This is a genomic window from Pseudomonas sp. BN505, assembly GCF_029873175.1.
GTDB lineage: Bacteria > Pseudomonadota > Gammaproteobacteria > Pseudomonadales > Pseudomonadaceae > Aquipseudomonas > Aquipseudomonas putida.
Genome location: NZ_SSOI01000050.1, coordinates 141,210 through 167,302, shown reverse-complemented (window position 1 = coordinate 167,302; position 26,093 = coordinate 141,210). Strand labels below are relative to the sequence as shown.

Annotated in this window: 22 protein-coding genes and 3 pseudogenes; 13 read left to right on the top strand and 12 right to left on the bottom strand. The window is 59.9% G+C overall.

The features are described 5' to 3' along the window. Positions 1-1,200 (top strand): M20 aminoacylase family protein, encoded by a 1,200-nt coding sequence (locus E8E78_RS16820; protein WP_114942105.1) that lies wholly within the window; start codon positions 1-3, stop codon positions 1,198-1,200. A gap of 217 nt (positions 1,201-1,417) precedes the next feature. On the opposite strand, the gene E8E78_RS16815 is transcribed toward E8E78_RS16820, so the two are convergent. Further along, on the bottom strand, positions 1,418-1,804 hold the full coding sequence (locus tag E8E78_RS16815; protein ID WP_041168068.1) for a cupin domain-containing protein: 387 nt from the start codon (positions 1,802-1,804) through the stop codon (positions 1,418-1,420). A 73-nt stretch (positions 1,805-1,877) separates the two neighbouring features. Beyond that, a pseudogene (locus E8E78_RS16810) lies at positions 1,878-2,694 on the bottom strand (AraC family transcriptional regulator). Positions 2,695-3,342: 648 nt separating this feature from the next. Between E8E78_RS16810 and betT the strand changes: the two are divergent. Next, positions 3,343-5,568 (top strand): choline BCCT transporter BetT, encoded by a 2,226-nt coding sequence (betT, locus tag E8E78_RS16805; protein WP_080983730.1) that lies wholly within the window; start codon positions 3,343-3,345, stop codon positions 5,566-5,568. 233 nt (positions 5,569-5,801) lie between these two features. Continuing rightward, the gene (locus E8E78_RS16800) at positions 5,802-6,719 is read left to right on the top strand and encodes a LysR substrate-binding domain-containing protein (protein ID WP_016500154.1); all 918 of its coding nucleotides are present in this window, start codon (positions 5,802-5,804) and stop codon (positions 6,717-6,719) included. 70 nt (positions 6,720-6,789) lie between these two features. Here E8E78_RS16800 and E8E78_RS16795 read toward each other — a convergent pair whose 3' ends face one another. Next, entirely contained in the window at positions 6,790-7,278 is a 489-nt protein-coding gene (locus E8E78_RS16795; protein ID WP_049277083.1) for a cupin domain-containing protein, read from the bottom strand. A gap of 269 nt (positions 7,279-7,547) precedes the next feature. On the opposite strand from E8E78_RS16795, the gene E8E78_RS16790 reads away from it, so the two are divergent. From E8E78_RS16790 to E8E78_RS16780, 3 genes are read left to right on the top strand one after another with little or no spacing between them, the layout of a single operon-like run. Continuing rightward, positions 7,548-8,312 (top strand): glucose 1-dehydrogenase, encoded by a 765-nt coding sequence (locus E8E78_RS16790; RefSeq protein ID WP_049277081.1) that lies wholly within the window; start codon positions 7,548-7,550, stop codon positions 8,310-8,312. Between the two features lie 48 nt (positions 8,313-8,360). Continuing rightward, positions 8,361-10,733, top strand: a complete 2,373-nt coding sequence (locus E8E78_RS16785; protein ID WP_239669880.1) for a membrane-bound PQQ-dependent dehydrogenase, glucose/quinate/shikimate family — start codon at positions 8,361-8,363, stop codon at positions 10,731-10,733. 24 nt (positions 10,734-10,757) lie between these two features. After that, positions 10,758-11,177, top strand: coding sequence for a cupin domain-containing protein (locus E8E78_RS16780; RefSeq protein ID WP_049277079.1), 420 nt, complete (start codon positions 10,758-10,760; stop codon positions 11,175-11,177). A gap of 102 nt (positions 11,178-11,279) precedes the next feature. Here the strand turns inward: E8E78_RS16780 and E8E78_RS16775 are convergent, their stop codons facing one another. After that, positions 11,280-12,773: a DUF1254 domain-containing protein gene (locus E8E78_RS16775; protein ID WP_049277077.1), complete on the bottom strand. Its 1,494-nt coding sequence runs from the start codon at positions 12,771-12,773 to the stop codon at positions 11,280-11,282. A 47-nt stretch (positions 12,774-12,820) separates the two neighbouring features. Beyond that, positions 12,821-14,110 (bottom strand): annotated as a pseudogene (locus E8E78_RS16770) (DUF1214 domain-containing protein); the annotation flags it as partial. Between E8E78_RS16770 and E8E78_RS16765 the strand changes: the two are divergent. The 3 genes and pseudogenes from E8E78_RS16765 to E8E78_RS16755 all read left to right on the top strand — a co-directional run. Then, positions 14,110-14,940 (top strand): annotated as a pseudogene (locus tag E8E78_RS16765) (transporter); the annotation flags it as partial. The pseudogenes E8E78_RS16770 and E8E78_RS16765 overlap by 1 nt on opposite strands. Positions 14,941-15,000: 60 nt before the next feature. After that, entirely contained in the window at positions 15,001-16,038 is a 1,038-nt protein-coding gene (locus E8E78_RS16760) for a sensor domain-containing diguanylate cyclase (protein WP_049277074.1), read from the top strand. A gap of 166 nt (positions 16,039-16,204) precedes the next feature. Beyond that, on the top strand, positions 16,205-16,765 hold the full coding sequence (locus tag E8E78_RS16755) for a hypothetical protein (protein WP_049277072.1): 561 nt from the start codon (positions 16,205-16,207) through the stop codon (positions 16,763-16,765). 526 nt (positions 16,766-17,291) lie between these two features. Here the strand turns inward: E8E78_RS16755 and E8E78_RS16750 are convergent. The 3 genes from E8E78_RS16750 to E8E78_RS16740 all read right to left on the bottom strand — a co-directional run bounded on the left by E8E78_RS16750 (position 17,292) and on the right by E8E78_RS16740 (position 20,426). Further along, positions 17,292-17,885 carry a TetR family transcriptional regulator gene (locus E8E78_RS16750; protein WP_049277070.1) on the bottom strand — a complete coding sequence of 198 codons (594 nt, stop codon included), beginning with the start codon at positions 17,883-17,885 and terminating at the stop codon, positions 17,292-17,294. A gap of 150 nt (positions 17,886-18,035) precedes the next feature. Then, on the bottom strand, positions 18,036-19,244 hold the full coding sequence (locus tag E8E78_RS16745; protein ID WP_059396073.1) for an MFS transporter: 1,209 nt from the start codon (positions 19,242-19,244) through the stop codon (positions 18,036-18,038). Between the two features lie 141 nt (positions 19,245-19,385). Continuing rightward, positions 19,386-20,426: an LLM class oxidoreductase gene (locus tag E8E78_RS16740; RefSeq protein WP_049277067.1), complete on the bottom strand. Its 1,041-nt coding sequence runs from the start codon at positions 20,424-20,426 to the stop codon at positions 19,386-19,388. Between the two features lie 124 nt (positions 20,427-20,550). On the opposite strand from E8E78_RS16740, the gene E8E78_RS16735 reads away from it, so the two are divergent. Next, positions 20,551-21,495, top strand: a complete 945-nt coding sequence (locus E8E78_RS16735) for a LysR substrate-binding domain-containing protein (protein WP_049277066.1) — start codon at positions 20,551-20,553, stop codon at positions 21,493-21,495. Between the two features lie 76 nt (positions 21,496-21,571). Here E8E78_RS16735 and E8E78_RS16730 read toward each other — a convergent pair whose 3' ends face one another. After that, positions 21,572-22,081: a ProQ/FinO family protein gene (locus E8E78_RS16730; protein WP_049277064.1), complete on the bottom strand. Its 510-nt coding sequence runs from the start codon at positions 22,079-22,081 to the stop codon at positions 21,572-21,574. 284 nt (positions 22,082-22,365) lie between these two features. On the opposite strand from E8E78_RS16730, the gene E8E78_RS16725 reads away from it, so the two are divergent. Then, on the top strand, positions 22,366-22,683 hold the full coding sequence (locus tag E8E78_RS16725; protein WP_084966135.1) for a hypothetical protein: 318 nt from the start codon (positions 22,366-22,368) through the stop codon (positions 22,681-22,683). Positions 22,684-22,745: 62 nt separating this feature from the next. Here the strand turns inward: E8E78_RS16725 and arsH are convergent, their stop codons facing one another. The 3 genes from arsH to E8E78_RS16710 form a co-directional block, all read right to left on the bottom strand. Then, on the bottom strand, positions 22,746-23,447 hold the full coding sequence (gene arsH, locus E8E78_RS16720) for an arsenical resistance protein ArsH (protein ID WP_084966136.1): 702 nt from the start codon (positions 23,445-23,447) through the stop codon (positions 22,746-22,748). Between the two features lie 13 nt (positions 23,448-23,460). Next, a complete protein-coding gene (locus E8E78_RS16715; RefSeq protein WP_049277062.1) occupies positions 23,461-23,931 on the bottom strand; it encodes an arsenate reductase ArsC in 471 nt (156 codons plus the stop codon). 66 nt (positions 23,932-23,997) lie between these two features. Beyond that, positions 23,998-24,345 carry a metalloregulator ArsR/SmtB family transcription factor gene (locus E8E78_RS16710; protein ID WP_049277060.1) on the bottom strand — a complete coding sequence of 116 codons (348 nt, stop codon included), beginning with the start codon at positions 24,343-24,345 and terminating at the stop codon, positions 23,998-24,000. Between the two features lie 201 nt (positions 24,346-24,546). On the opposite strand from E8E78_RS16710, the gene E8E78_RS16705 reads away from it, so the two are divergent. Next, a complete protein-coding gene (locus E8E78_RS16705) occupies positions 24,547-25,053 on the top strand; it encodes a sigma-70 family RNA polymerase sigma factor (protein ID WP_049277058.1) in 507 nt (168 codons plus the stop codon). Next, a complete protein-coding gene (locus E8E78_RS16700) occupies positions 25,023-26,048 on the top strand; it encodes a FecR domain-containing protein (protein ID WP_080889279.1) in 1,026 nt (341 codons plus the stop codon). Before E8E78_RS16705 ends, E8E78_RS16700 begins: the two co-directional genes overlap by 31 nt. The last annotated feature ends 45 nt before the right edge of the window (positions 26,049-26,093 follow it).

The following is a 26,093-nucleotide window of genomic DNA, read 5'->3' as shown; positions in this document are numbered from 1 at the left end:
ATGGGCACTTTGAACATGACTACTTTCCCGAGCAACCAAACTCAGGCCCCGGTGGCTGAACTGGATGAGTTCGTCGTGATTCGCCGGCAGATTCATGCCGCGCCGGAGCTTGGCGGCGACACCCCGGACACGGCGGCGTTGGTGGCCGACAAGTTGCAGGCCTGGGGTTATGAAGTGCATCGCAACATAGGCGGGCATGGGGTGGTCGGCATATTGAAAGCAGGGGACAGCCGGCGCAGCATCGGCCTGCGGGCAGACATGGACGCATTGCCCATGAGCGAGAAAAACCCCTTCGCGCATGCCAGCAAGATCCCCGGCCGCATGCATGCCTGTGGCCATGACGGGCATACCGCGATCCTGCTGGCAGCCGCTGCGCAACTGGCAGCCACGCGCAGCTTCAACGGCACGTTGAACGTGATCTTCCAGCCGGACGAAGAGGGCCTGGCCGGGGCCAAGGCGATGATCGACGACGGCTTGTTCGAGCGCTTCCCGTGTGACTCGGTGTATGCGCTGCACAACATGCCCGGCATGCCGGTGGGCACCTGTGTGGTACAGGCCGGGCCGACCATGGCGTCCTCCGAACGGGTCAGCATTCGTATCACCGGTAAAGGCGGGCACGGGGCGATGCCGGAACTGTCGGTAGACCCGGTGATGGCGTTGAACAGCCTGATCAGTGGCATCCAGACCATCAAGTCGCGCAACCTGAGCGTCGAGGACTATGCCGTTATCAGTATCGGCATGATCCAGGCCGGTACCGTCTACAACATCATTCCTGACGAGGCCAGCATGCTACTGAGCGTGCGCACCGACACGGCCGAGACCCAGCAGAAGATCAACAGCCGCATTGACGCCCTGGCCAGGGGGCACGCCGAAAGCTTTGGCGTGGAGATCGAGGTGCAAATCACCCAACTGGCGCCAGCGTTGTGCAACAGCGATCACGAAAGCGCGTTGCTGCGGGAAAGCCTGCGGCCGTTGTTCGCCGACGGGGCGATGCTGGACAAGATGCCCAAGAAAGTCATGGGCACCGAAGACTTCGCCTACATGCTGCAGGCACGGCCAGGCTGTTACTTCATGCTGGGCAACGGTACGGGCGAGTTCCATGGTTGCTCGGTGCACAACCCTCATTACGACTTCAACGACGCGTTGGTGAAGATAGGCGCCGATTGTTGGGTGAAGTGGGTGCAGGACTACCTGCGTTGACGCCTGTGCATGGCAGGCCGGCAGCTTTGGCCCCTTGGCCCCGGGGCCATTGACTCTCCCTCCAGGGGCAGGCTTTACCCTGAAGGCTTCTTGTCCAGGATGAAGTGACGTCCAGGCAAGGTCCGGAACTGACAAACCCTGGGGCATGAAGTGGCCGCCTCTCGACAGGTGTCCGCTTCACGCCCTGATGAGGCTAGCCACTGCTGGCGATGTCGACTCAGATCCAGACGTCATTCAGCGCTGTTCGCTCCCCGCCTTCATGACCGGTGTTCAACACGCCTTGCGGCTCAATCATCATAAGTGTTGTTTCCGTCTCTGCCGCTGTTCTGTGCTCTACCCCACGTGGTACGACATACAGTTCGCCCGGCTTCACATGAACGCAACCCTCGGGGAGATCGATGCGCAAGAGCCCTTCGAGCACCAGAAAAGCTTCATCAGTTTCCGGGTGTGAATGCCAGATGAATTCACCTTCGATGCGTACCACCTTGAACTGGTAGTCGTTCATTTCGGCGACAACCCTTGGGCTCCATTGCTGCTCGATCAGAGAAGCTTTTTGAGTCAGGTTCACAGGCTGTGATGCCAATTGCTGCTGCTTGCTGGACATAGCTGATCCTCTGTTGATTGGAGTGACCAGCCTATCGAACGGAACGCGCACTGTTCTTGTACGATCCTGCAACTCAGCGGACCGTGCGTAAGCGTTCCAGCCAACGCAGAGGCGGCACGCCGTAGGTGCGAGTGAAGTGCCGGGTCATGTGGCTCTGATCATGAAAGCCTGAGGCAAGGGCAGCATCGACCAGTGTGAAGCCATCCAGAATCAGCCTGCGGAAAGCGTCCAGGCGCCTTAGCGTGACAAAACGGTATGGGCTGGTGCCGTAGAGGGCGCGAAAGTCTCGCGACAAGCTCCATTGCTCACGCCCACTCGCCTGTTTGAGCATTTCCAGGGTGATGCCCACGTGAAGGTGCTCCATGATGAATGCCCTGGCACGCTCGGCAGAGCGGTAATCCAGACGCTTGCGGCCACGCGGCTTGCCGCCGACTGCGCGAAGCGCCATTGCCAAGTCATAAACGGCGTCCTGTTCCTCCAGGGTTTCCAGAGGATGATCCAGTGCCTGCACGAAAGCCTCGCTGGCGTGGTACAAGCGCGGGTCGCAGGATAGTCCGCCAGCAATGAAAGGCAACGGTTCCCCTCCGAGAACGTTCTGTATCAGCGACGGGTCGATGTAGGCCATCCGGTAGCGAAAACCCACATCCGTGCCCGCCATGCCGTCATGCACCTCGTCGGGATGCAGCACTAGTGTGTTGCCGGGCACACCGTGGCACAGCGCTCCCTTGTAGTGAAAGCTCTGAACGCCGGCAAGGGTGCGGCCAATCGAATAGGTATCGTGACGATGCGGGTCGTAGCCATGGCCGCCAAACCACGCTTCGATGCGCTCCAGGTGTAGTGCTGCGTATGACCCAATCAGAGGTGGCTGAGGGGATTACTTTTCGCTCCATGGATATGCTCACTGCGAGTGCGCCATCTTGAATGTGAATAGTCCATGCTATTTCAGGATTACGCGAGCACCCAATCCATTTGCGCTCAATGCCCGTTTCACGCCCTGAGGGAGCCAGTCAATCCAGATCGACTGGCCACATCGTTTTCCGCCGCTTCTGACCGATAGCTGTGGGTGAGCCTTCTATTTGACTGCCTGTATCGTTACAATTCGCGGGTTCCACCAGAACATTCCCCATACGTCGTCCGGCAACAGCGACGACGCCAACCCTGGCGATGCTCCGTGCCCAGGGCTTCCACCCTCAATTGAGCCAAGGCTCAGTTGAAACGCTTGATTGACACTGCGGGCCTGAACTGCGGTGTACCCAGCCGACATGCGTGACACTCTTGTGCTGTCTGCCTTGCGCCCGGCCAACGGAGCCTGGTCCAGAACCGGCAATCCTGCCCCGCACGATCAATGTGGTCGTCATCATCAGGCCCTTTCACGCACTTGCGCTGGCGCCGGGCGAGCCTGCCTTGGGGACTGCTGCCCAAACGCGCATACGCGCGCGTGCAATCGCATGAAACAACCGAATGGATGGAATTCGCTCCTACTGTGAGGCAGGCCTGATCAGGCGGAGTTGAATGAAGTACGCAACAGGAGAAAGCTCATGCCCTTCGTACCTCCCAAGGATCATCACTGCAACGGTAACGATCCGACCACTTCAACGACTGCTGGCCCCTGCGTGAAGTCGATGCCAGCACTCGAGCGCAGCAAATTCGGCGGCACGGCACGCCGCCCTGGCCGACCAGGCGACGCTGACGATCCTCCCGTATCTCGCAGTGACCTCAGCAAAGGTCACGGCCAATTGGTCGTAAATCAGGAGGCGCGCATCAACTGGCGCGTCCTGCTGATCTCGTCAATGGTGATCCTGGTGTTTTCCATTACCACGATCCTCATGCCCGATGCAGCACGCTCGGCGATGAAGCGGACAACCGACTGGATTGCGACGAACCTGGGTTGGTACTACGTGCTGACGATGACCCTGGTCGTCGGCTTCGTGCTGTGGGTGGCGTTATCCAGGGAAGGGGACGTGCGCATCGGCCCAGACCACTCGCGGCCGCAGTACAAGCTGGTGACCTGGGTTGCCATGCTGTTCGCCGCAGGGGTCGGCATAGACATGCTGTTCTATTCGGTCACCGGCCCGGTCGTACAGTACTTGCACCCGCCCAGCGGCGAAGGCGGTACTGCCCAGGCCATGCAGGACGCGGTCATCTGGACCATGTTTCACTATGGCATCGCAGGGTGGGCGATGTATGCCCTGCTGGGAATGGCCATGGGTTATTTCGCCTATCGGTGGGACATGCCGCTGTCGATTCGCGCCGCGCTTTACCCGCTGTTTGGCAAACGCGTACGCGGCCCCTTGGGCGATGGCATCAGTATCATTGCGCTGGTCGGCACCGTGTTCGGAGTCGCCACGTCGATGGGTATAGGTGTGGTACTGCTGAGTGTTGGTTTTTCGCTGATATTCGCCCTGGAACAGGGCCTCTCATTACAGATCGCATTGGTGATGGGTGCTGTGGCGCTTACCATTGCGGCCACCACCTCCGGGGTTGACCGAGGCATCCGCTGGATCGCCGAGTTGAACCTTTGGAGCGCCGTGGCGATGATGCTGTACATCCTGATAACAGGGCAGACGGCGTTCTTGTTGAATGCACTGGTGTCGAACATCGGTCAGTTTCTCGTCACCTTTCCTGCGCGTACATTCCAGACGTTTGCCTACGAGCCCGAAGGGGCCGGCTGGATGGGGGGGTGGACGTTGTTTTTCTGGGCCTTCTGGCTGGCCTGGGGGCCATTCGTCGGCGTGTTCCTGGCGCGAATCTCGCGGGGCCGCACCTTGCGTGAATTCGTCCTGGCGGCAGTCACAGCGCCGGTACTGTGCGATTTCATCATTGTCTCGCTGTTCGGCAACAGCGCACTTTTTCAGGTGCTCCAGGGCAACACCGAGTTTGCCACGCTGGCGATGGACAGCCCCGAGCGGGGTTGGTATGCACTGCTTCAGATGTTCCCGGGGTCGATGTTTCTGATTGGACTGGCAACGCTGTCAGGCTTGCTGTTCTACCTCACCAGCGCCAACTCCGGGGCGATGGTGATGTCGAACTTTTCTGCAACGATTCCCGACCCTTCCCAGGACGGCCCGAGCTGGTTGCGGATTTTCTGGGCCTTGCTCACGGCCATGCTCACTGTGGCGATGCTGGTCGCAGGTGGGGTCACGACCATGGAGTATGCAACGCTGATCTTTGCGCTACCGGTGACGGTCATTGCTTATCTGGTGATGGCATCCTTCTACAAGGTATTGCGCATGGAACGTGCTGAACGTGAAGGGCGCGTGCTGCGCCGTCCCTCGATGGCGGCGAGCGGGGGGCATGTACCGGAGCGCTCCTGGAAGCAACGGCTCGAGCACCTGCGGGCGTACCCATCGCTGCACCAGGTCACCCAGTTCCTGGACCGGACAGTCGGGCCAGCGCTGGGCGAAGTCGTCGCTGAATTCCGCCATCAGGGCTATCACGTCACCCGGGAAAACCTGGTCAATACCAGCGGTATCGAGGAACCGTTGTTGCGGGTATCGATGGACGAATTCCGTGACTTCCATTACCACGTCGCTATTGTCGAGGCGCCTGTGCCCATGTTCAGTGGCCGCATGACGCGCGAGATCGATGTCTATTACCGTTTGGAGGTGTTAACCCAGACGGGGTCTGGCGGTTATGACTTGATGGGCCTGACCAAACAGCAGGTCATAGATGATGTGCTCAATCGCTATGAGGCCCACTTGGCGTTCCTTGTTTTCTCCAGCGAGAACGCTACCGCCTCTGTGTTGACACCCAGGCAGTCGTAATGCTGTCCGTGACATTTTTGGCGTGCGCAGCGACCTTCCGTGGGTGACGCACCCAGTGTTCTGGTTCAAACGGGCTTTGCCTGGCTGTTTGGCACAGGTGGCGCTGTGATTGCCCCCAGCGCCTGGCCAGGCCGGCGCTGAGAAATGAGCTTCGAATGAGGGGCCTGTTAACGAAAGCTGCTAATGCTGGTATAGAGACATCCGCGAACCGTCTTTGTCAGCAGGAGCCGCCCATGCAACTCAGCCGTGCCAACCTGGCCGACTTCGTTTACTTTCTGGCTATTGTCCGCCACCAGAGTTTTAACCGGGCAGGCCTTGATGTGGGTATCAGCGCGTCGGCGCTCAGCCATGCAATCAAAGGTCTGGAGACTCGCCTTGGTGTTCGGCTGCTGAATCGAACCACCCGCAGTGTGACGCTGACCGCCGCCGGCGAAGAGTTGCATTCCCTGATCAGTGGGCCTATCGATGAAATCGGCCAGGCGATGGAGGTGCTCAATCGCTACCGCGATGAGCCCACTGGACGCATTCGTTTAAACACCTTGAGCGATGGCGCGGATTTTCTCCTTGGCCCCGTATTACCCCTTTTCAATGACCGTTACCCCGACATCGAAATCGACCTGACGGTCACCAACCGTTTGGTGGATGTGATTGGTGGCGGGCATGACGCAGGCATTCGTTATGGCGGTACGGTGCCGGAAGACATGATCGCCCAGCGCCTGTCGCCGGACATTCGCTGGGTGGTGGCAGGCTCTGCCAACTACCTCCATCGCTTTGGCGAGCCGAAGCATCCGCTCGATTTGCTCAAGCACCGCTGCTTACGGATTCGTCTGGGCAATGACCGGATGTACGACTGGGAGTTCGAGAAGGATGGCGAACAGTTGGCCATCGCTGTTCCGGGGGCGATCACCATTGATGAGACGCGCATTGGCGTGTCATTGGTTCGGCACGGCGCTGGCTTGATGTACGCGCCTGAGCCGGTGATCACGCCGCTGGTGGCCTCCGGCGATTTGCTCAGGGTGCTGGATGACTGGTCCAGCGTCGCGCCGGGTTTTCACATGTATTACTCAAGCCACCGGCAACTGCCGGTGGGCTTGCGGTTGTTGATTGACCTGATTCGCGAGGTTCAGCCGTTGGGGCCGATCAGCCCCTGATCAGGCCAGTTCGTGTTTGCTGAAATCAGACACCTCGCGGTTTGGCACTCAGCTTTTGTGCTTCCACACTTCATTCGGCGGCCTCGTATTGCGCTTGGCTGACGGGTTCCAGCCATTCAACGTTCTTGCCGTCGAGAGACTCTTGAATGGCCATATGGGTCATGCCGGTGGTGGCCGTTGCGCCGTGCCAGTGTTTGACACCTGGGGGCGTCCAGATCACATCCACTGGTTTGATCAACTGCTTCTTACCACCCGCTTGCTGAACCCAGCCTGTGCCGGCGGTCACCACCAAAGCCTGCCCCAGCGGGTGGGTGTGCCACATCGAACGGCCGCCCGGTTGGAAGTTGACGTAACCCGCCGACACCCGAGACGGCGCTCGGGTGGGGAATAGCGGATCAATCCGCGCGCTACCGACAAAACCGCTCGCCGGCCCCTCGATGGAGGGCTGCTCATCATTCTTCACAATCAGCATGGGTTGATCGGGGGCAGGGTGGGCTGCAATGGCCGCATTCGAGATCAGTGCAGTAGCAAGGGCTAACCCGGCGGTGATTTTTGGCATCAGTAAGCTCCTGAGGCGAAGATCATTTCAGTGGGCAACTTAATGCAGCACAAGCGTAGCGACTACTGACGCGAATCGGCATGAAGTTGTGAGTAACGCTCATCAATGACCCAGATCTTGTGCCCCTATTCATGAGCCTTACTCACTGGAGCATCCTGTTTTCCCTGACTAGTTCTCAGAAGCTTTCCTGATTAGCCTGCCAACCATAAGAGATGCCGCGGGTCCGGCCTCGCAGTTTTTCGGTGAATTGTGCTAGCGGAGATTTATCCTTGAGCTTTTCCTTTCAAAACCAAGTCGCACTGGTCACCGGTGCAGCATCTGGCATTGGCCTGGCTACCGCCAAGGCATTCGCTGATGCCGGCGCTGCCGTTGCTCTGGCCGACATCAACGGCGCAGCCGCCCAATCGGCGGCTGAAGCGCTGGTCAGCAAGGGCCACAGAGCCATCGGTTTGGGTTGCGATGTCAGCGACCTGGATCAGGTTGAAGCGATGGTTAAAGCCACCGTTGCCGCCTTTGGCCGCTTGGACGCCGCGTTCAACAATGCCGGCATCCAGAACCAGTTAGCCGAAACTGCTGATGCCTCCAGGGAGGATTACGACCGGGTCATGTCGGTGAACTTGCGGGGTGTGTGGGCCTGCATGAAATACCAGTTGCAGCACATGCGTGAGCAAGGCAGCGGCGCCATCGTCAACTGTTCCTCGCTGGGTGGCCTGGTGGGCGGCGCACAACGGGCCAACTACCACGCTGCCAAGCATGGTGTGATCGGCCTGACCAAAAGCGCCGCTCTGGAATACGCCGCCCGGAACATTCGTGTAAACGCCGTGTGTCCCGGCCTGATATGGACCCCCATGGCCGATCAGATGGTGGCCTCGGGGCAGAAAGACGCGCTCGACGGCATGTTGCAACTCATCCCTATGGCCCGCCACGGCCGCCCCGAAGAAATTGCCGATGCCGTGTTGTGGCTGTGCAGTAACTCCTCCAGCTACGTGACAGGGCAGTCCATTTCTGTCGATGGCGGCTTTGTGATGCGATAAGCCACGTCCACTGAACGCCTATTCAAATGGATTCGGAGCCGTAAGCATATGCCACCTGCCGTCACCGCTACTTTACGCTCAGCGATGCTGGTCATCCTTGGCTTGTTCATCCTGTTGGCCGGGCTTGGCATGGCCGTTGGCGGCGCCTACCTGATCAGTTTGGGAGGCTCCTGGTACTTTGCCTTGGTAGGGCTGGGGCTGCTGGTGGCGGGGGTATTGATTGCCCGGCAGCGTTGGCTGGGTGTGGTGCTGTATTTGCTGGTGCTGGCGGGCACGGTGGTGTGGTCGTTGTGGGAAGTCGGTCTTGGGTTCTGGCCGTTGTTTTCCCGCTTGGTACTCTTTGCGGTGTTGGCGGTATTGCTGTTGTTATGTGCTCCGACTAGCCCCAAGGCCAAACGCCCCAGTCTCTGTCTGGCCGCTGTGCTGATTGTCGCCCTGGGCGCAACGTTTTACACGGCACTGCAACCACAGCCGATTCAAACCGCAGATGGCGCCACTGCCCCGGTGCCAGGCGTCGCGGTGGGACGAGTGGACGGCCCTGACTGGCGTTACTTCGGGCGGACGCCTTCCGGCACTCGGCACGCTGCGCTGGAACAGATAACCCCAGACACCGTTGCCGGACTCAGGGTGGCGTGGACCTACCGTACCGGCGAAATTCCCGAGGGCCGCCAAGGTCACGTGGTTACGCCCCTGCACGTCAACGGCATACTGTACGGCTGCACCCAATCCAGCAAATTGTTCGCCCTGAATGCCGATACCGGTGAAGAAATCTGGCGTTTCGACCCTAAGGCCGCAACCAACAACGTTTACCCACGTTGCCGTGGTGTGAGCTATTACGACGACGCAGCAAACACTACGGAGAGCAGCGCGCAGAACGCCTCTTCCCTGTGTATGCCTCGGATTATTGCCACCACCGTAGATGCCCGCATCATCGCAGTTGATGCCATGACCGGTGCCCCCTGCACACACTTCGGTGACGGCGGCAGCGTAAGCCTGCGGGTGGGTATGGGTGAGCAAAACCAGGAACTGTATTTCCCCACTGCAGCGCCCACCGTGGTGCTGAATCTGGTGGTGGTAGGCGGGCTGGTATGGGACAACCAGAAAGTCGGCGAGCCTTCGGGTGTGGTTCGGGCATTCGATGCACACACCGGGGCGCTTGTATGGGCCTGGGACCTGGGCAATCCCGCGATCACCCGGTTACCGCCGGAAGGTGGGACTTACTCGGCAGGCACGCCAAACGTCTGGTCGACCCCAGCATTCGATGACGCCTTGGGGCTTATCTATTTGCCAACCGGCAACGCGACGCCCGACTTTTGGGGCGGTCACCGCACGGCGGCAGACGAGCGTTATTCGTCGTCCATCGTGGCGCTGGACATTGCCACCGGGCGCGAGAAGTGGCGCTTCCAAACCGTACGGCACGACATCTGGGATTACGACGTGCCTTCGCAACCGGCGCTCTACGATGTGCCGGACGGGCAGGGTGGGACGATCCCTGCGCTGATTCAAACCACCAAACGCGGCCAGATTTTCATGCTCGACCGTCGCACAGGTACGCCGATTGCCAAGGTTGAAGACCGCGCCGTGCCTCAGGGCGGTGTGGCAGATGACTGGACGGCACCGACACAGCCGTACTCGGTCGGCATGCCTTCCATTGGTACCGAGCCGCTTAGCGAACAGCGCATGTGGGGGCTTACTCCGCTCGACCAGTTGATCTGCCGAATCGACTTTCGCCGCTCCCGTTACGAGGGTGAATTCACCCCACCGAGCGAGCAGCTGACCTTGCAGTACCCAAGTTGGCTGGGAGGCATGAACTGGGGCTCGGTAACCATTGCCGAGAACCTGGGTTACCTGGTGGTCAACGACACCCGTGTAGCGACCTGGAGCCGGATGATTCCGCGCCAGGCCTACGACAAGGGCATGAGCAACGGCGGCCATGAAGGCAACGCCCCACAGCTCGGCACCCCGTGGGGCATCGAACAAGGGCGCTTCCTGTCCCCACTCGGTGTGCCGTGCCAACAACCTCCGTATGGAACGATCAGTGCGATTGACCTGGCAACGCGTCAGTTGGTCTGGTCCATGCCGTTGGGAACGGCCGAAGAAACCGGCCCGCTTGGTATCGCCACACACCTGCCCATGCCCGTCGGCATGCCGACCCGTGGCGGGCCGATATCCACTTCCGCCGGCTTGGTGTTCATGGCTGGCACACAGGACTTTGCCATTCGTGCACTGGACGTGCGCACCGGCAAAGAGCTTTGGAAAGGCAAGGTTCCGGTCGGCGCCGAGGCCACACCAATGACATATCTGTCACCCCGTAGTGGTCGCCAGTTTGTGGTGGTCAGCGCTGGTGGCAATTCCGCCACAACTGAAAAGGGTGACTACGTGGTGGCGTTTGCGCTGCCCAAGCCCGAACAACGCGATTAACTAACTCACCACGAGGACAACCCAATGGAACTCAAGCGCGCAGGCTCACAGCCATCGATCAAAGGCCCGGAGGAATGGTTTACCGGCGCCGTTCGTATCGACCCGCTCAACTTCCCGCCTGAACCCGCTCGCGTCTCGGTCGCCAGCGTCACCTTCGAACCGGGCGCCCGCACCGCCTGGCACACCCATCCTCTGGGGCAGACCCTTATCGTCACGGCGGGCTGCGGCTGGACCCAATGCGAAGGTGAACCCATTGTCGAGATTCGTGCAGGTGACGTGATCTGGTGCCCGCCTGGCCACAAGCACTGGCATGGCGCGTCCGCGACCACCTCCATGACCCATATCGCCGTGCAGGAAGCCCTGGATGGCAAGAACGTTACTTGGCTGGAAAAAGTGACCGATGAGCAATATCAAGTTGGGCCTACCTCCGATGTAACTGCGTAGTCTCCGATGGTTCATGGGGCGCCAACGGCGTGATCTGGCACCTGGCCGATGTCGCCCAAGCGGCTGGGTATCGACACCTGCAAGGGCTGGCGCAGCCTCTTGCTACTGCTTGATCAGATCACTGGGCTTCCAACTCTGGTCGAAAAACGCTTGCTTGGGACCATATAGGCGCACGATCACCAGGAAGCCTTTGCCCGGTACGGTCCGAATCCAGTTTTTCCCTGTGCCTGGTGATTCAGGGCCAAAGTAGATGTCGGTCGAGCCGTCGCTGTTCTGCGCGGGCTTGTCCATCTGGTTGAGCGACGGGAAAGGCTGGCCGTTGTCCAGGCCCGAGGCTGTGAGGTTGTCATAGGCCGTCACCGACCAGAACAACGCCGCCGGCACATTTGCCGGAAGATTGAGCTTGTAGGTGTGGGCGCCATCGAGGAACTTGCCGTCGGCATCGCGGGTAGTCGCCGGGTACTTGGCGCCGGCACCGACCATGTTCATCACCATGCCCGGGCTGTCCGAGTAGGCAGAGGTGAAGAACGCCACTCGCTGTTCAAGATTGGTGAACGTGCCGCTGGCCTGAAACTCGGTGTTTTCCCCGGCGAACGTGTTCACATATTGGCGATCCGTGTAGTACAGCCCCCCTGGCTCTTTCATCAGCAGATGGCTGGTGACCACCTTGCTCATCTTGAACGCGGTGCGTGCCGCCTCATCCAGCAGTTTGCGTCGCTCGGCATCCGGGGCGAAGGCCTTGCCCTTTTCGATGCCGATGGTATGCAGGAAGCCGCGCATGTCCATGTCCGCCGGGTCGACCGCTTCCGCTTCTATGAAGCGCGAGAGCAGTTCGAAGTAACGGCCGTCCTCGGGGAACAGCATGTTGATCGGCGCACCGGTAGCGTCCGGGAACTGCATGGGCAGCGCCGAATCCTTCTTGCCTAACGGATAGATTTTCGTGCGCTCCACTTCGGCCACCGGCACGCTCAGGTCCTTCGGGTCCTTGAAGAAGGTGCGCCAGAACAGGAACACATTGTTGGTGCGCGAGCGGTAGACGAAGCCCTCGGTAGGCTCAGGGCCGTCATAACCTGGCGGCAGCAGTACATAGGTACCGCCCTTGCCCTTGTCGGGCCCGGCCAGGCCGACGTCACCGCGCCAGGTCTTGCCATCGATGGTCGGCCCCACAATCGGCCGCTGGAAGAAATCATCGAACATGCCCTGCACCCCGGGCGGTGCCTCGACCACCAACGGACCGTACTTTGCCAGGTCCAGGTAGCTCATGGCGTAGACCAGGTCGGAGTTCGGGGTGGTCACCAGCGTCTTGGCATTGATGCGCTTCTTCCAGGTCGGCAGGATGTTGTAGCCGGCACCGAACTGTTTCTCCGACGCCTCTTTCATCGACCAGATGTTGATTGCTGGCAACGCCCACAGGTACGACTGTACTGCACGCTGAAAGACCAGTTCGTCGATCAGGCTGCGGGCGGTGGCTTCGGTCGGGAAGCCATTTTCGAAAGGCTGGTTGGCCAGCTCTTCGTAACGCGTGGCGGCATTGGCGACGCTGCCCAGCGAGACCGCTACGGCCAGGGCGGTCAGGGTGTTGCGCAAGCTGCTCATGGGATGTCCTTATGTGGCGCAGTTTGAAAGGGTGCCTGATGCGGCTGTCAGTTGGCCTTGACCACCGCCGGCGGGGTCCACTGGCCATTCATTGCAGAGGCTTCAGGCCAGTAGGCTCGAACGTACAGCGAGAAATCGGCGCCCTTCGGCGAGGGCAGCCAGTTGCTTTCCTTGTCGACACCCGGCGATTCGCTCTGCACATACAGCGTCAGCGAGCCGTCAGCATTGTGTTTCAACGCTTTGTTCTTGGTACCCAGGGAGTACCGGCCCAAGGCGTTTTCGGCAAAGAAGTGCTGTTGGTTGTAGAGCGTGAGTGACCAGAAACCTTTTACCGGCGGCAAGGCATCCTTGGCGAACGTCACGCTGTAACGTTGGGCACCGTTGAGGCGTTGTCCGGTTTGATCCAGGTCCTGGTAGAAATACTTGGTCTCGATTTGTTTGTTGACGAAGATGTTCGACCGGGCGACCGCCGTGCGCAGGAAGTAATCGGTACCGAACGCTGCGCCGTTGGTGATCGTGCTCCAGTGATGGGGCAGTTGCTGGCCGTAGTTGCGGAACTGCAACAGCGGCTTGACCACTTCCTCATCGGTTTTTTGTGCTTCGTCAATCATCGCCTGCTTCAGCTGAGGGTCGTGCTGGGCAATCTGTGCCAGGTTTGACAATTGAGCGTAGCGGGCCTCTTCACCGGGCAAGGGTTTGGCATCTGCGAGAATGGCCGGCAGTTCATCAAAGAACTTTTCCGGGAACACCCAGCGGGTTTCTTCATCACCCGCCGCTTGCGCAGGGAATTTGGGCGACTTGCGCCAGTCACGCTGTTTGGCTTTGCCATCGAATTGCGAAAGTGGGTACATGTCGATACCCGACAGGAATGGCTGAATCGCTTCGCGGTCCTGGTCGGTGTCACCCTGGAAAACACGGGGGATGACAAAACCGGTATTGGTCTTGGCCCGGAATACCTGGGTAATCCCTTCGGGTACTTTTCCGTTCCATTCAGGCCCGACCAGCAGATAGAACCCGGGTTTGCTGCCATACATCTTGCCCAGTTCGGCGAAGCTGTCCGAGCGCAGGTCCACCACTTGGTACACCCAGAAACGGTCCTTGAAATCCGGTACTTGCAGCACCACCGGCTCAATATCCAGGGCAATGCTGCCAGCGCCGTAGACCACGTCCTGGTTGGGGCAAGCGACCAGGCGTTCGCCCGGCGAGATGTAGTCGGTGAGCATGGACAGGTGATTGATCGGCGCCACCGGCACGATGCCACCCATCAGCCCTGCTTCGGGCAGGTCCTTGAATTTCAGCCTGCGGTTGTAGATGTTGGCCATCGTCCAGCCCCAGAAACGCTCGCGACTGGCAAAACCTGCCAACCGACCTGAACATGATCTTCGGCTACTACAACCTCATCGACACCAACACGCCGATCGACACTTCATTGCCGATCGACGGGCTGTCACTGAACGCCGACCTGTACATCCTGCGCTACGCGCGATCCTTCGGCATCGACGGGCGCAACTCTGCGATACAGGTAATCCAGCCGTATGCCGATGTCAGTGCATCATTCGACGGTGCGCGGTTTTTCGACGGGACCAAGCACAATGGCGGGATGGGGGATGTGCAGCTGGTTTTCGTGCACAACCTGTTTGGCGGGCCGGCGCTGACCCAGGAAGAGTTTGCCACCTGGCAGCCCGAGACATTCCTGACCGGGGCCATGTGGGTCACGGCGCCCACCGGCGATTACGACAAGAAGCGCATCATCAACATCGGCGCCAACCGCTGGGTATTCAAACCGGAGCTGGCATTTGGCACGCCCATCGGGCCGACCTGGCTCGAGGTCAACACCTACGTGTCACTGTATGGCGACAATGAGGATTACCTGGGCGACAACAAGCTTGAGCAGAAGCCGCTGTATGCCGTCGAAGGGCACTACAGCTACAGCTTCAACCGTGCGCTGTGGGCCTCTCTCGACGCCACCTATAACAAAGGCGGGGAAACCAGAATCAATGGCGTCAACCAGGATAACCAGCAAGAGAACACACTGCTGGGTGCCAGCCTGGGCTTCATGCTATCGCCCCAGTTCGGCGGGTTGATTGCCTATTCGGATACTGTCTCCGAGCGCACAGGTTCACCGGATGTGAACACCTGGACGTTGCGATTGCAGTATGTGTGGTGAAGACTTCAATCAGCGTAGGGCCTTTTGCAGACGCTACCACCCATGGGCTGGAGAAAAGACATGCCGGCTTGCCCCATACCGACTGACGAAACGCTGCGCCAGCGTACCCTTGACGAGATGAATGTTCTGGATACACCGGCTGAGCATTACCTCGATACCCTGGTGCGCCTCACTCAAGAAGTGGCGCACGTGGATACTGTACTGATCAGCCTGATTGATCACGATCGGCAATGGTTCAAGGCCAGGATTGGGCTAGATGTAAACGAGACTCCGCGCAATGTGTCCTTCTGCGGCTACGCCATTCTGGGTGACGACACCCTGCTGGTGCCTGACGCCGAGTACGATGCGCGATTTGCCGATAATCCGCTGGTCATTGGCGCACCCTACATCCGCTTCTACGCCGGTCACCCCTTGCGTGCCGGGAACGGCAAAGCAATCGGAACGTTATGCATGTTCGACCCTCGCCCACGCCTGCTAAGTGAGGCCCAACAGGCCAACTTCAGAGACTTGGCCACGCTCGCAGAGGGTTATCTACAATTGCGCAGCTTGATACAGGCCAACCACGACTTACGGCTTGAAATGGACCGTGAGCAACGCAAGGCTTTGCTTGATCCGCTAACACAGCTATGGAACCGCGGCGCGGTGGCGGCCTTCCAGGATCGTGAACGGCGTTTGGCAAAGGAGAAAGGTCTGAAGCTGGGTGCTCTGTATGCGGACCTTGACCACTTCAAGTCGGTAAACGACAAGTATGGTCATGCTGACGGTGACCAGGTGCTCTGCGAGTGTGCGCGTCGCTTGCGAGCAGCCCTTCGCCCGGACGATTTGCTGGTACGCCAGGGCGGTGAGGAATTCGTCGCATTGCTACGGGTAAAGGACGCTGACGAGCTGGTGCGGATCGCGGAACGCGTGCGCCTGCTCGTTGGCAGCAGACCGATGCAACTCTCCAGCGGTGCGCTAAGGGTGAGCCTCAGCCTAGGATCTACTTTAGTCGCCGATAGCGAGCAGATCGATGATGCACTGCGGCGTGCCGACAGCGCACTTTACGCAGCCAAACAGGGAGGGCGAGACCGAGTTGTCTATCTCCCGCCGATCCTGTAAGAGCCTAAGCTGGGCCATGGCGGTCACACAAGCGCATCAGAGGCTCGCTTCGGTCATTCTTCAGGTGGTTCGGCCGATGGCCTTGTCCTGGAAGTTTGACCAAGGAATTGTATAGGTCAACGACGGCACGCTTTGCGAGAAACAGCGTACATCCGAGGAGGCGGCGGTGGGCAATTTCCCTATCTTGGTGACCGTGCTTTCGATGGTGCTGGGTTTGTCCATCACCAGGATTCTTTTGGGCGTCATGACCGTTTTCCGGATCCGCCGGACGGCACCACCAGATTGGGTAGCCCTTGCGTGGGCATTCACAATTTTTCTTTTCCAGCTGGAATTCTGGTGGGCCCTCAATGATCTTCCCACATTCAAGAAAGACTTTTCTTTCGTCGAGTTCCTGCTTCTGGTCAGTCTGACCCTCTCCCTGTTCAGCGCAGCGGCGTTGATCCTGCCCAGTCGCAGCGAGGACGAACTGTATGGCCTTCAGGTCTACTTTGAGCAGGATGGGCGATTTGCCTTGCTGGCGATCTGTACCTACCTTGGATTGGGTAGCGTGACCAATATCTTGTTCTTCAACGCCTCACCCTTCCAGCTATGGGCAGTGTTGGATATGGTGATGTTCACATTGCCGTTGGCAGTGTTCTTCGCACGCCCCCGCCGCCTGTATGCGCCACTTACATTGATCTACCTACCCTTGTCGGTAATCGATACAACTATTTCATTAAGTTCATAGCTAAACTGGCGATCTATCCTCGAACAAATGCTCGACACGCTCAGGCACATCGAGAACGCCAAACTGGTGGTATTCGACACCCGTGGCAATCGCGGTGGTAACAGCTTGGTCGACAGCCCGATACGTCATCGCTCGACCAGGGCCCTGTAAAGGATTCCAGTCCAGTAAGATTCAAAGGGCAGCGTGTGCTGGTGACGGACTCATTCTGTGCAAGTGCCTGTCTGGATTTTGCAGATGCGGTTCTGGCCGTTCCTGGAGCGATCCATTTCAGGTTATCAACGAGTGGCGACACGTTGTATATCGATATCGGTTCTCAGGCCTTGCCTAGTGGTGCGCAGTTCTGGTTACCGTTGAAAGTGTGGAGAGGGCGAGTGCGGGGGAATAATCAAAGTTATGACCCCCGCTATAGTTTCGATGGCGACATCAATGACACGTCAGCCGTTCAGCAGTGGGTGCTCGGTTACTTTTGAGCAGGCTTGCGGATTTGGAAGATTTATCCCAGGGGAGGAGGGCGGTTACCTGCTCATCAGGCAACCTGGCTTTTAAGCACTCCGCGCAACAGCAGATCAAGCGCCACGCTTGCCTGCGCCAAGCGCGCAGCGCCCTCTTCAGCCTCCGCGATCCACGCAGCCGCTTCTGCCAAGCTGCCATATAACAGCGAAGCCAGCGCTTGAGCGTCCGCTTCGACGATAACGCCCTGCACTATCAATTCATGTATCAGCTTGCGCATCGACTCGACACACTGTTGCTGTGCCTCCGGCGAGCCGCCACCCAGCACCGCCCTGGCGTCACGCAGCACGATCCGCTGGATCTGAGGCTCCAGCGCCATTTCCAGAAAGGCGTGGCAGCGCTGGCGAAAACCCTCCCACCCATCTTCTGCGGTGTCAGTAATGGCACGCAAGCGCTCATCCATCTCTGCGTCGAGCTGCTCGACCACTGCCGCCAGCAACCCCTTCTTGTCGCCAAAGTGATGGTACAGCGCCCCCCGCGTCAGGCCCGCCTGGGCAGTCAAGTCATCCATCGAAGTGTCCGCGTAGCCGCGTTCACTAAATACTTTGCGCGCGGTCTCCAGCAACCTGGCCCGGGTTTCTTCCATTGCGGCGCGTGTGCGTCGAACCATCCAGCTACTCCTTGTCTTCAGATGGCATGAGGTGAGCGTATGCGAGTGCCGTCATACAACCTGTATCCATTGTCTTGATCTCGACACGCACTGACAAGCGCCTGCTTTCTCCTTGCTTCGCCTTGCTCGATACATGGCGGGCGGACGGGATCAAACCGAATACGACATTTCTTCAGTGCGGTCCCGCAGGCGGTAGTAGCCCCATGAAGCAACCAGGAACACCGCCACGCCGGCGCCAAGGGCAACGTTGAATCCGGCCTTGGCACCCAATACATCGACAACCTGCCCCGATGCCGCAGCCCCGCCGGCAACCCCGACGTTGAGCCCGGCGAGCAACCAGGTCATGCCTTCGGTCAGCTTGCTTGGCGGAACAATGCGCTCTACCAGCGCCATCGCCACGATCATGGTGGGGGCGAAGAACAGACCCGCGACCAGCACTGCGCCAGCCAACCCGACGATGTTACCCGCCAGCAGCAGCGGCAAGGTGGTCGCTGCGGTGGCCAACCCACCCAGCAGGAGCAGCTTGCGCAGTGGCGTATGGAGTTTCAAGGCACCGAATACCAGCCCCGCCAGGCAGGACCCGATGGCGTAGCACGACAGCACTGCACTGGCTGCAGCCGGCATGCCCATCTGCTCGGCAAACGCCACGCTGACGATGTCGACGGTACCGACAATCACGCCCATCGCCACCAGCAGCAGGGTCAGCAGCCGCACATCGGCGAGACGCAAGACCGACACGGTGCCTTGCCCGTTGGCAGCATCGGCCTCTACCAGCGGTTCGGTACTGACCTGCACGGCCAGTGCGAGCACACCAATGGTCAGCAGCACGGCGGCGGCCAGTGGCCCTGCCTGGGGTAGCACCGCCACGCTCAAGCCAACTGAAATCGGCGGGCCGGCGATGAAGGTGACTTCATCGAGTACGGTTTCCAGCGCAAAGGCTGTCTGCAACTGGGGCTGGCCGCGGTAGACCGCAGTCCAGCGTGCACGCACCATTGCCGACATGCTTGGCATGAAGCCGGCCAGGGCTGCGCCAGCGAACAATGTCCAGTCCGCCGTCTGCCAATAGCTGCACGCCACCAGAAGCAGGATGCCCAGCACGCTGAGCCCGGCGGCTGCCGGCAATACCCGGCGCTGGCCGAAGCGGTCCACAAGGCGTGAGACCTGCGGTGACAGCAGGGCATAGATGAACACGAAGGTGGCTGCTACCGCACCCGCCAGGCCGTAACTGCCGCGAACCTGCGACAACAGGGTGATGATCCCGATACCTGTCATCGGCAACGCAAGCCTCGCCAAAAGGCCCGCCAGAGCGAAGCCCTTGGTTCCCCTTGACTGGAACAACGTGCGGTAGGTTGTGAACATGCTCGACTCTCCTTATCGACAGGTGCGCTTCCGGCTGGACCAGAAATTACATACGCCGCGTATGATTAAAACCTTATTATCATACGAACTGAATGTAAAGCCGATGCGCGCGCCGTTGACAACCAGCAGCCACCGCAATGCCTACCAGTTCTGCCCATGGGGCTCTGGCCCCGTCAGCGATGGAAACAGTGGCAGCACTTCTTCTGCCAGCTCCTGGATGATCTCCTGCGCCGGGCGTTGGGCCATCTGCATGCCCAGTGCAGCATGATTGACCCCGGCCTCGCGCCACTCATGCAACAGCTCGATCAACCCATTGCGGCCTGTGCGCAACACATAGCCACCTTGTTGCGGCGTGCGCGGGAAGTTGGCGTCTTCATCAAGATCGATCCATTCATTGGTGACATGCGGACGGAAGCCGCCGCCAGGAATGGCCGCTCGCCAAGCGCGGATCTTCTCGGCCAGGCGGCGCGGGCCAAGGATGTTATGGGTGGCTTCGGGGTAGGTAATCCAGCCGTCGGCCTGTTCGCCAAGCCACTGCATGGATTGGCGTGACGAGCCGGTCACCAGTAACGGGATGCGCCCGGTAACGGGGCAGGGGAGCAGGCGGGCGCCATCGAGCTGGCCCAATGGCGAATGGATCGGCGCAGAAGGGCCAGCCAGCAGCTGACGGAAGTAGTCCACGCTTTGCGCGAAGCGCTCCCCGCGCTTTTCATGGGGCAGGCCATAGGCGGGGAACTCCACGGGGCGGTCGCCGGAGGCAATACCCAGCACCAGCCGCCCACCTGACAGGCAGTCCAGGCTGGCCGCAGCCTTGGCCAGGTCGATGGGGTGGCGCAGGGAGAAGATCGCGCTTCCGGTTGCCAAGGCGATAGTGCGGGTATGGGCCGTCAGATAGGCCAGGTAGGTGAACGGGTCGAATACCTGGCCGGCGTCACCGAAAGCCGGGTCGTACAAGGGCACATCGCGTACCCACACGGCTGCGAAGCCCAGGCGGTCGATTTCTTTGACCAGCTGCGCCTGCCCACGAAGCACAACCATGTCACCGTCATGGAAGCGAAGCGGCAGGAAGATTCCCAGTGTCAGCTGGCCATGGGCGAACATGCGACGGTAACCAGGATGTTGGGCGAAGGCATCGGCGCTGGCGCCTTTGCTGTTGATGGGGGTAACGGGCAATCCTTGCATGCTGTTCACCTTCTAAAAACTGATTCGAGTTTGTGTGGGTCAACGCTATGCTAGGCATCAGGCAGGGGGCTTACGAACGATCCTTTCACGCCCTAACATCAGTTTTTCTAAGGTTGGTATTTGCATGGGTGCGGTCTTGCCGTTGCTCGCGTTGCGCGCTTTCACCGAAGCCACTCGGCTGGGCAGCCTGAAGGCAGCCGCCGAGCGTATGGGCGTTACCCCAGGCGCAATCAGTCAACAGATTCGGCTGCTGGAGGATCGCCTCGGCGTTATCCTGCTGACCCGGAGCCGTTATGGGGTGCAGCTCACCGAGGCTGGCGCGAGCCTTTATCCGGGGCTTTCACGCGGTTTTGGCCAGATCGAAAGCGCCTTGCTGGACCTTGAAGTGCTGACGCGCGCTAAAACACTGACGATCAGCACCCAACCCTCGTTCGCGTCCGGTTGGCTTGTGCCACGCTTGGCGGATTTCAATGCACAGCACCCGGAAATCGACGTGCGTGTGCAGTCCACGGCCGAGCTGGTCGACCTGCATCGTGATCCTGTCGATATTGCCTTGCGCCATGGCCTGGGCGATTACCCTGGGCTGGAGTCGATAGCGCTACTGGCGCCTGTGCTGCTGCCGGTAGCCAGCCCTGGCCTGCTTGCCGGCGGGCCGGCGCTGGATGAGCCGCAGGACTGCCTGCGCTACCCGCTGCTGCAGGATGCCGACCGTGCGGACTGGAGGTTGTGGTTGCAGGCGCATGGTGTCGAGCCCGATCAGCGGAGCCGCCGCGGGCCGAGTTTTGACGAAGACCTGCTGTTGTTACGCGCGGCTGCCAGTGGCCAGGGCATCGCGCTTGTACAGGCGCAGCACGCGGAAGAAGACCTGCGAAGCGGCAGGTTGGTGGTAGCGATAGACCGGCCATGGCCTTCGCGCTTTGCCTATTACCTGGTTACCCGCCAGGAGAACCTGGGCCGAGCGCACGTGCGGGCATTCATCGGCTGGATTCAAGCGCAGCTTGCATCCGAGAGCGACCTTCAGCCACACGACCCATCCAGTTCCATCCTGGACAAGTCCAGTTGTGGCTGACTGATCTTCAGCGCCAGGATGTGCTGGTTGGCGATGCGCACAAGCAGCGCCAACCCTTCGACTGTTTCGTCTGAATTCAGTCTGGAGTTTGCTCGGCTGCGGTCTCGGCAACGGGGGCCGCAGCACGTGCTTTCGACTTGGCACGATTGCGTCGGTCCTGGCCGCGATGGCGAGCAGCTTGCTGCTTCGCATGGATCGCCTGAGTGGCGGTCACAATACCGGCGACCTGGCCATTCAAGTCCAGACGCGGGGCGTTCTCGACCATGCTTGCCCAGTAACGGGTGCCCCGGCACCAGGTGGAAATACCCAGCTTGAGCTGTTCACTGGTGATGCCAAGCAGCTCCAGATGTTGCTCGGCATCCTTGAAGATGCCTTCTTTGAGCGGAACCTTGGGGGCCGGATTGACAGGGAAGGCCAGTGGAAAATGCTTCTGCAACGGCCAGATCGCCGCTACCGCCGGGTCCTGCTCACGAGGCTTCGCCTGGGGCGGAGACTTGCGCTTGGGGGGCTTCGGGCTTTCGGCCTTTTCCTGCACTTTCTCCGCCCGCAGGCGGTCACGTAGCTCAGCTAGTTGTTCAAAACCCATTGTTCAATTCACTGCTTCGAAGTTGATTGCGATGCACAAGGATAAGCCATGCAGCGCTACAGATCAGCTTAAACAGATGAATTGCCCCAATTTTTCTGGACACGGCGTGACTGTTTCCCCAGAGCTTCGTCCTGGAGCACATCGGTATTTAGCGCGGCTCAGTATCAAGTCGCTGCATTTGGTATCGCTTATCCGAAAGGCGGCGAATAAATACAGCCACGCCAGCAAAGCCGCAGTCGTACGAATACACAGGCCTTTCTGTGTCTGACTTGAGGTAAGCGATCATGGCTAATAATCAAGACAAGGGCGGCAATCAGGGCAATGCTGACACCGGTGCGGGCAGCAACACCGCGGGTACCGGGCAGCAAGGCGGTCAAGGCTCGGGCGGTGGCATGCCGAACCAGCAACAACCGGGTCATAACCAGCCAGGGCAGAAGCCCGAAGACAAGATGAACAAGGACTGGGACCGTTCCAGCGATACCGGTAGCAAAGGCGGCCGGCCTGAAGACAATGTAACCGACCAGCAGAACCAGGCGGATAAAGACCGCATGGGCGGCCAGCAATCGCAACGCGATAACCCGCAGCGTGACCAAGACCGCTGATCGTCGCTAAAGCGCACCAGGGTGGGCTAGCCATCCTGGTGCAAGCGGGCCGTGCAGCCACTTCAGATTGATCGCTGATTCACGCGCGCAGATAGCTGTTCGGCGTTTTCCTTGCGCTCCGAATAGCGGTCCACCAGGTAATCCTGACGGTCGCGTAGCAGCACGGTGAACTTTACCAACTCCTCCATCACATCCACCACGCGGTCGTAGTAAGGCGAAGGTTTCATGCGGCCAGCCTCATCGAATTCCAGGTAGGCCTTGGGTACGGAAGACTGGTTCGGCACAGTGAACATCCGCATCCAGCGGCCAAGCACCCGCAGCTGGTTGACCACGTTGAACGACTGCGAGCCACCACACACCTGCATCACCGCCAGGGTCTTGCCCTGGGTGGGGCGAACGGCGCCCATCGCCAAGGGCACCCAGTCGATCTGCGCCTTGAACACCGCAGACATCGCCCCATGGCGCTCCGGCGAGCACCAGACCTGGCCCTCCGACCATTGCACCAGCTCGCGCAATTCCTGCACCTTGGGGTGCTCCACCGGCGCATCATCAGGCAGCGGCAGGCCAGAAGGGTCGAAGGTTCTGGTCTCGGCGCCGAAGTGCTCCAGCAGGCGCGCGGCTTCCTCTACCAGCAAGCGGCTGAAAGAGCGTTCGCGGGTAGACCCATACAGCAGCAGGATGCGTGGTTTGTGCTCGCTGGCAACGGTTGCCGTTGGGGGCAGATCGAACAACGCGAGGTCGAGGTTGGGGAGATGATCGGACATTTTTTACTCCTGCTTATTGCGTGCCGATGCGATCCAGCGCGTGCTTGAGCTGATCACGGTCGAGGCTAGCGAATGGAAGGGCGAAGAAGGCTCGGCAGCGCGACTCGATGTGGGCCAGCGTGGCCTGGAAGGCCGCGTCGACTCGCGCCTCGTCACCCACCACATCCGACGGGTCTTCCAGCCCCCAGTGTGACTTCAGCGCGGGTCCGAAATACACCGGGCAGGCTTCGCCGGCGGCCCTGTCGCAGACGGTAATGACGATGTCTGGCGGGTTGCCCTCGAATGCGTCGTTGCCCTTGCTACTCAGGCCAGCAGTCGAAATACCGGCCTGCTCCAGCGTGCTCAGGCTACGGGGCAATACTTGCCCCTTGGGGAAGCTGCCTGAACTGATCGCTTCGAAACCTGCCGGGGCAAGGTGGTTGAACAGCGCTTCAGAAAGGATGCTGCGGCAGCTGTTGGCCGTGCACATGAACAGGACTCGCATGGAGGGCTCCTTTGCTTCGTGGCGGACGTCAGGGGCGCCGGCGCAGTGCCAGGGCCGAAAGGGTGATCAACAACAGGCGGCGTCGCGAACGGGGCGGTCGTCCATGCACTTGAGCCGAAGTGTGTTGTCGGCCAACCATTGCGAATTGGCCTGCAAGGTGACCTGCAGCATCTCGTGAACCCAGGCGGGCAGCGCCGGATTAAGGCGGTAATACACCCACTGGCCCTGGCGCCGGTCCAGCAACATGCCATTGCTGCGCAGCTGCGCCAGATGGCGGCTGATCTTCGGCTGGCTGTCGCCCAACGCGCACATCAGTTCGCACACACAAAGCTCTCCCAGGCTGGCGATGAGCAGGGTGGCGCGAGCGCGGGTTTCGTCAGCCAGGCATTTGAAGACATCGGGCGGAGTGATCATCGCGGCACCAATACATATGGAAAGCCGAATATACGTATTTCCATATATTCATGGCAACCCCCGCAATGCAGAAACTGGCCGCATCGGTTTCAGCCCTCATTCATCCGACCAGCCTTACGCGGCGGCCTTTTGCGTTCTTGTCGGCACCCGATTAGTCAAATATGATACTAAGTCTCATTTGCATCGTTCTTGTGGCCGCCAATGGCATCCGTCGATACCGCTCAGTTCACTGCCCTGTACGAACAGCAACACCGCTGGTTGCGCAGCTGGCTGTATCGGCAGTTGAGCTGCTCACACCGCGCTGCTGATTTGATGCAGGACACCTTCATGCGTCTGTTGGCCAGTGACGAGGTGATTGAAGTCCGCCAGCCTCGGCCTTTCCTGGCCAAGGTGGCACGCAGTGTCCTGTCCAACCACTACCGCCGCGCACGCCTGGAAAAAGCCTATCTGGATGCGCTCCAGGCGGAAGACGAAAGCGTCCTGCCGGACTTGGCGACCCAGTTGATCATCTTCGAGACGCTGGTCCGCCTCGACGAAGCACTGTGCAAACTGGACGTCGCCGTCAAAAAGGCGTTTCTCTGGTCACAACTGGACGGGCTCAGCCACGCAGAAATTGCCGAGCGGCTGGGGATTTCAATCGCTACCGTCAAACGCCATATCATCAAGGCGGGTGCGCAATGCATGCTGGTGACGGAATTGCTGCGATGACTAGCACCGGGAACGCCTTTATCCGAGAACCAACGCTATCGCCGAAAATGTGTGAGGAGGCAATGGAGTGGTGGCTCGATATGCAGGAGGCCGAGTTCGATTCATCTGCACAGGCCGCTTTCATGGCATGGCGCCGTGAAAACCCCTTGCATGAGCTGGCCTGGGAAAAAGCCTTGGCGCTGGGGACGCAACTCGACGCATTACGCACCCGAGGCGATCCAGGCCTTGCCCGACAGGCCCTGTTGCTGCCTTCCCAGGAAGGGCTGAGCAGGCGTCAGACAATAAAGGGGCTGGCCTTGCTGCTGGCTGTGGGCACCGGCGCATGGTTGAGCCGAGACAGCGAATTGGTGTCGCGGATTGGTGCCGATTACACCACGGGGGTGGGCGAGCAGCGACGAGTTGCATTGGCCTCGGATCTGTCGTTGGAACTCAATACCCATAGTGCGATAAATGCTCACGGCACTGACCGTGGTTGGCACCTTCGATTAATCAGCGGCGAGGCCTTGATTGACACCGCCTTGAGCCCGGCTCTGCTTGTCGATACCGCTCAGGTTCGCACGCAAGCGTCCTCGGCGCGTTTCACGATACGTCAGTTCGACAATGGCTCAACCCAGTTGGCAGTTTATCGCGGCGCGCTTCAGGTGATCCCGACTCAAGCCAGCACCTGGACTGCCCTGCACGCCGGGCAGGTGGCGCGTTTCGGGCCGCTTGGGATGCTCGATCTGGGCGTCATGCAAGCATCCGCTCCCGCCTGGGCCGAAGGCATGATCGTCGCCAACGGCCAACCGCTTCAGGCGTTTCTCGACGAACTTGGGCGGTATCGTCATGGCTATCTTGGCTGCGACGCCGCCTTGGCCAACCTGCGAGTATGGGGCACCTACCCGTTGGCAGACAGTGATCGAATCATCGATGCCGTCGCCCAGACGCTGAAACTGGATGTACAGCGTTTCACTCGCCTGTGGGTCAACTTGCGCCCCTCGCCAGCTAACGTTTGAAGTTTTTTCATCCTTGATGAGCCGTTTTGATTTTTGGCGAGACTC

Excerpts from the sequence above, each read along its gene's own strand:
- E8E78_RS16800 (WP_016500154.1), top strand. The coding sequence starts at position 5,802 with ATGCAACTCAGCCGTGCCAACCTGGCCGACTTCGTTTACTTTCTGGCT.
- betT (WP_080983730.1), top strand. The coding sequence starts at position 3,343 with ATGCCCTTCGTACCTCCCAAGGATCATCACTGCAACGGTAACGATCCG.
- arsH (WP_084966136.1), bottom strand. The coding sequence starts at position 23,447 with ATGTCCGATCATCTCCCCAACCTCGACCTCGCGTTGTTCGATCTGCCC.
- E8E78_RS16745 (WP_059396073.1), bottom strand. The coding sequence starts at position 19,244 with ATGTTCACAACCTACCGCACGTTGTTCCAGTCAAGGGGAACCAAGGGC.
- E8E78_RS16775 (WP_049277077.1), bottom strand. The coding sequence starts at position 12,773 with ATGAGCAGCTTGCGCAACACCCTGACCGCCCTGGCCGTAGCGGTCTCG.
- E8E78_RS16705 (WP_049277058.1), top strand. The coding sequence starts at position 24,547 with ATGGCATCCGTCGATACCGCTCAGTTCACTGCCCTGTACGAACAGCAA.
- E8E78_RS16780 (WP_049277079.1), top strand. The coding sequence starts at position 10,758 with ATGGAACTCAAGCGCGCAGGCTCACAGCCATCGATCAAAGGCCCGGAG.
- E8E78_RS16730 (WP_049277064.1), bottom strand. The coding sequence starts at position 22,081 with ATGGGTTTTGAACAACTAGCTGAGCTACGTGACCGCCTGCGGGCGGAG.
- E8E78_RS16740 (WP_049277067.1), bottom strand. The coding sequence starts at position 20,426 with ATGCAAGGATTGCCCGTTACCCCCATCAACAGCAAAGGCGCCAGCGCC.
- E8E78_RS16820 (WP_114942105.1), top strand. The coding sequence starts at position 1 with ATGGGCACTTTGAACATGACTACTTTCCCGAGCAACCAAACTCAGGCC.
- E8E78_RS16795 (WP_049277083.1), bottom strand. The coding sequence starts at position 7,278 with ATGCCAAAAATCACCGCCGGGTTAGCCCTTGCTACTGCACTGATCTCG.
- E8E78_RS16700 (WP_080889279.1), top strand. The coding sequence starts at position 25,023 with ATGCATGCTGGTGACGGAATTGCTGCGATGACTAGCACCGGGAACGCC.
- E8E78_RS16715 (WP_049277062.1), bottom strand. The coding sequence starts at position 23,931 with ATGCGAGTCCTGTTCATGTGCACGGCCAACAGCTGCCGCAGCATCCTT.
- E8E78_RS16710 (WP_049277060.1), bottom strand. The coding sequence starts at position 24,345 with ATGATCACTCCGCCCGATGTCTTCAAATGCCTGGCTGACGAAACCCGC.
- E8E78_RS16750 (WP_049277070.1), bottom strand. The coding sequence starts at position 17,885 with ATGGTTCGACGCACACGCGCCGCAATGGAAGAAACCCGGGCCAGGTTG.
- E8E78_RS16760 (WP_049277074.1), top strand. The coding sequence starts at position 15,001 with ATGCCGGCTTGCCCCATACCGACTGACGAAACGCTGCGCCAGCGTACC.
- E8E78_RS16815 (WP_041168068.1), bottom strand. The coding sequence starts at position 1,804 with ATGTCCAGCAAGCAGCAGCAATTGGCATCACAGCCTGTGAACCTGACT.
- E8E78_RS16785 (WP_239669880.1), top strand. The coding sequence starts at position 8,361 with ATGCCACCTGCCGTCACCGCTACTTTACGCTCAGCGATGCTGGTCATC.
- E8E78_RS16725 (WP_084966135.1), top strand. The coding sequence starts at position 22,366 with ATGGCTAATAATCAAGACAAGGGCGGCAATCAGGGCAATGCTGACACC.
- E8E78_RS16735 (WP_049277066.1), top strand. The coding sequence starts at position 20,551 with ATGGGTGCGGTCTTGCCGTTGCTCGCGTTGCGCGCTTTCACCGAAGCC.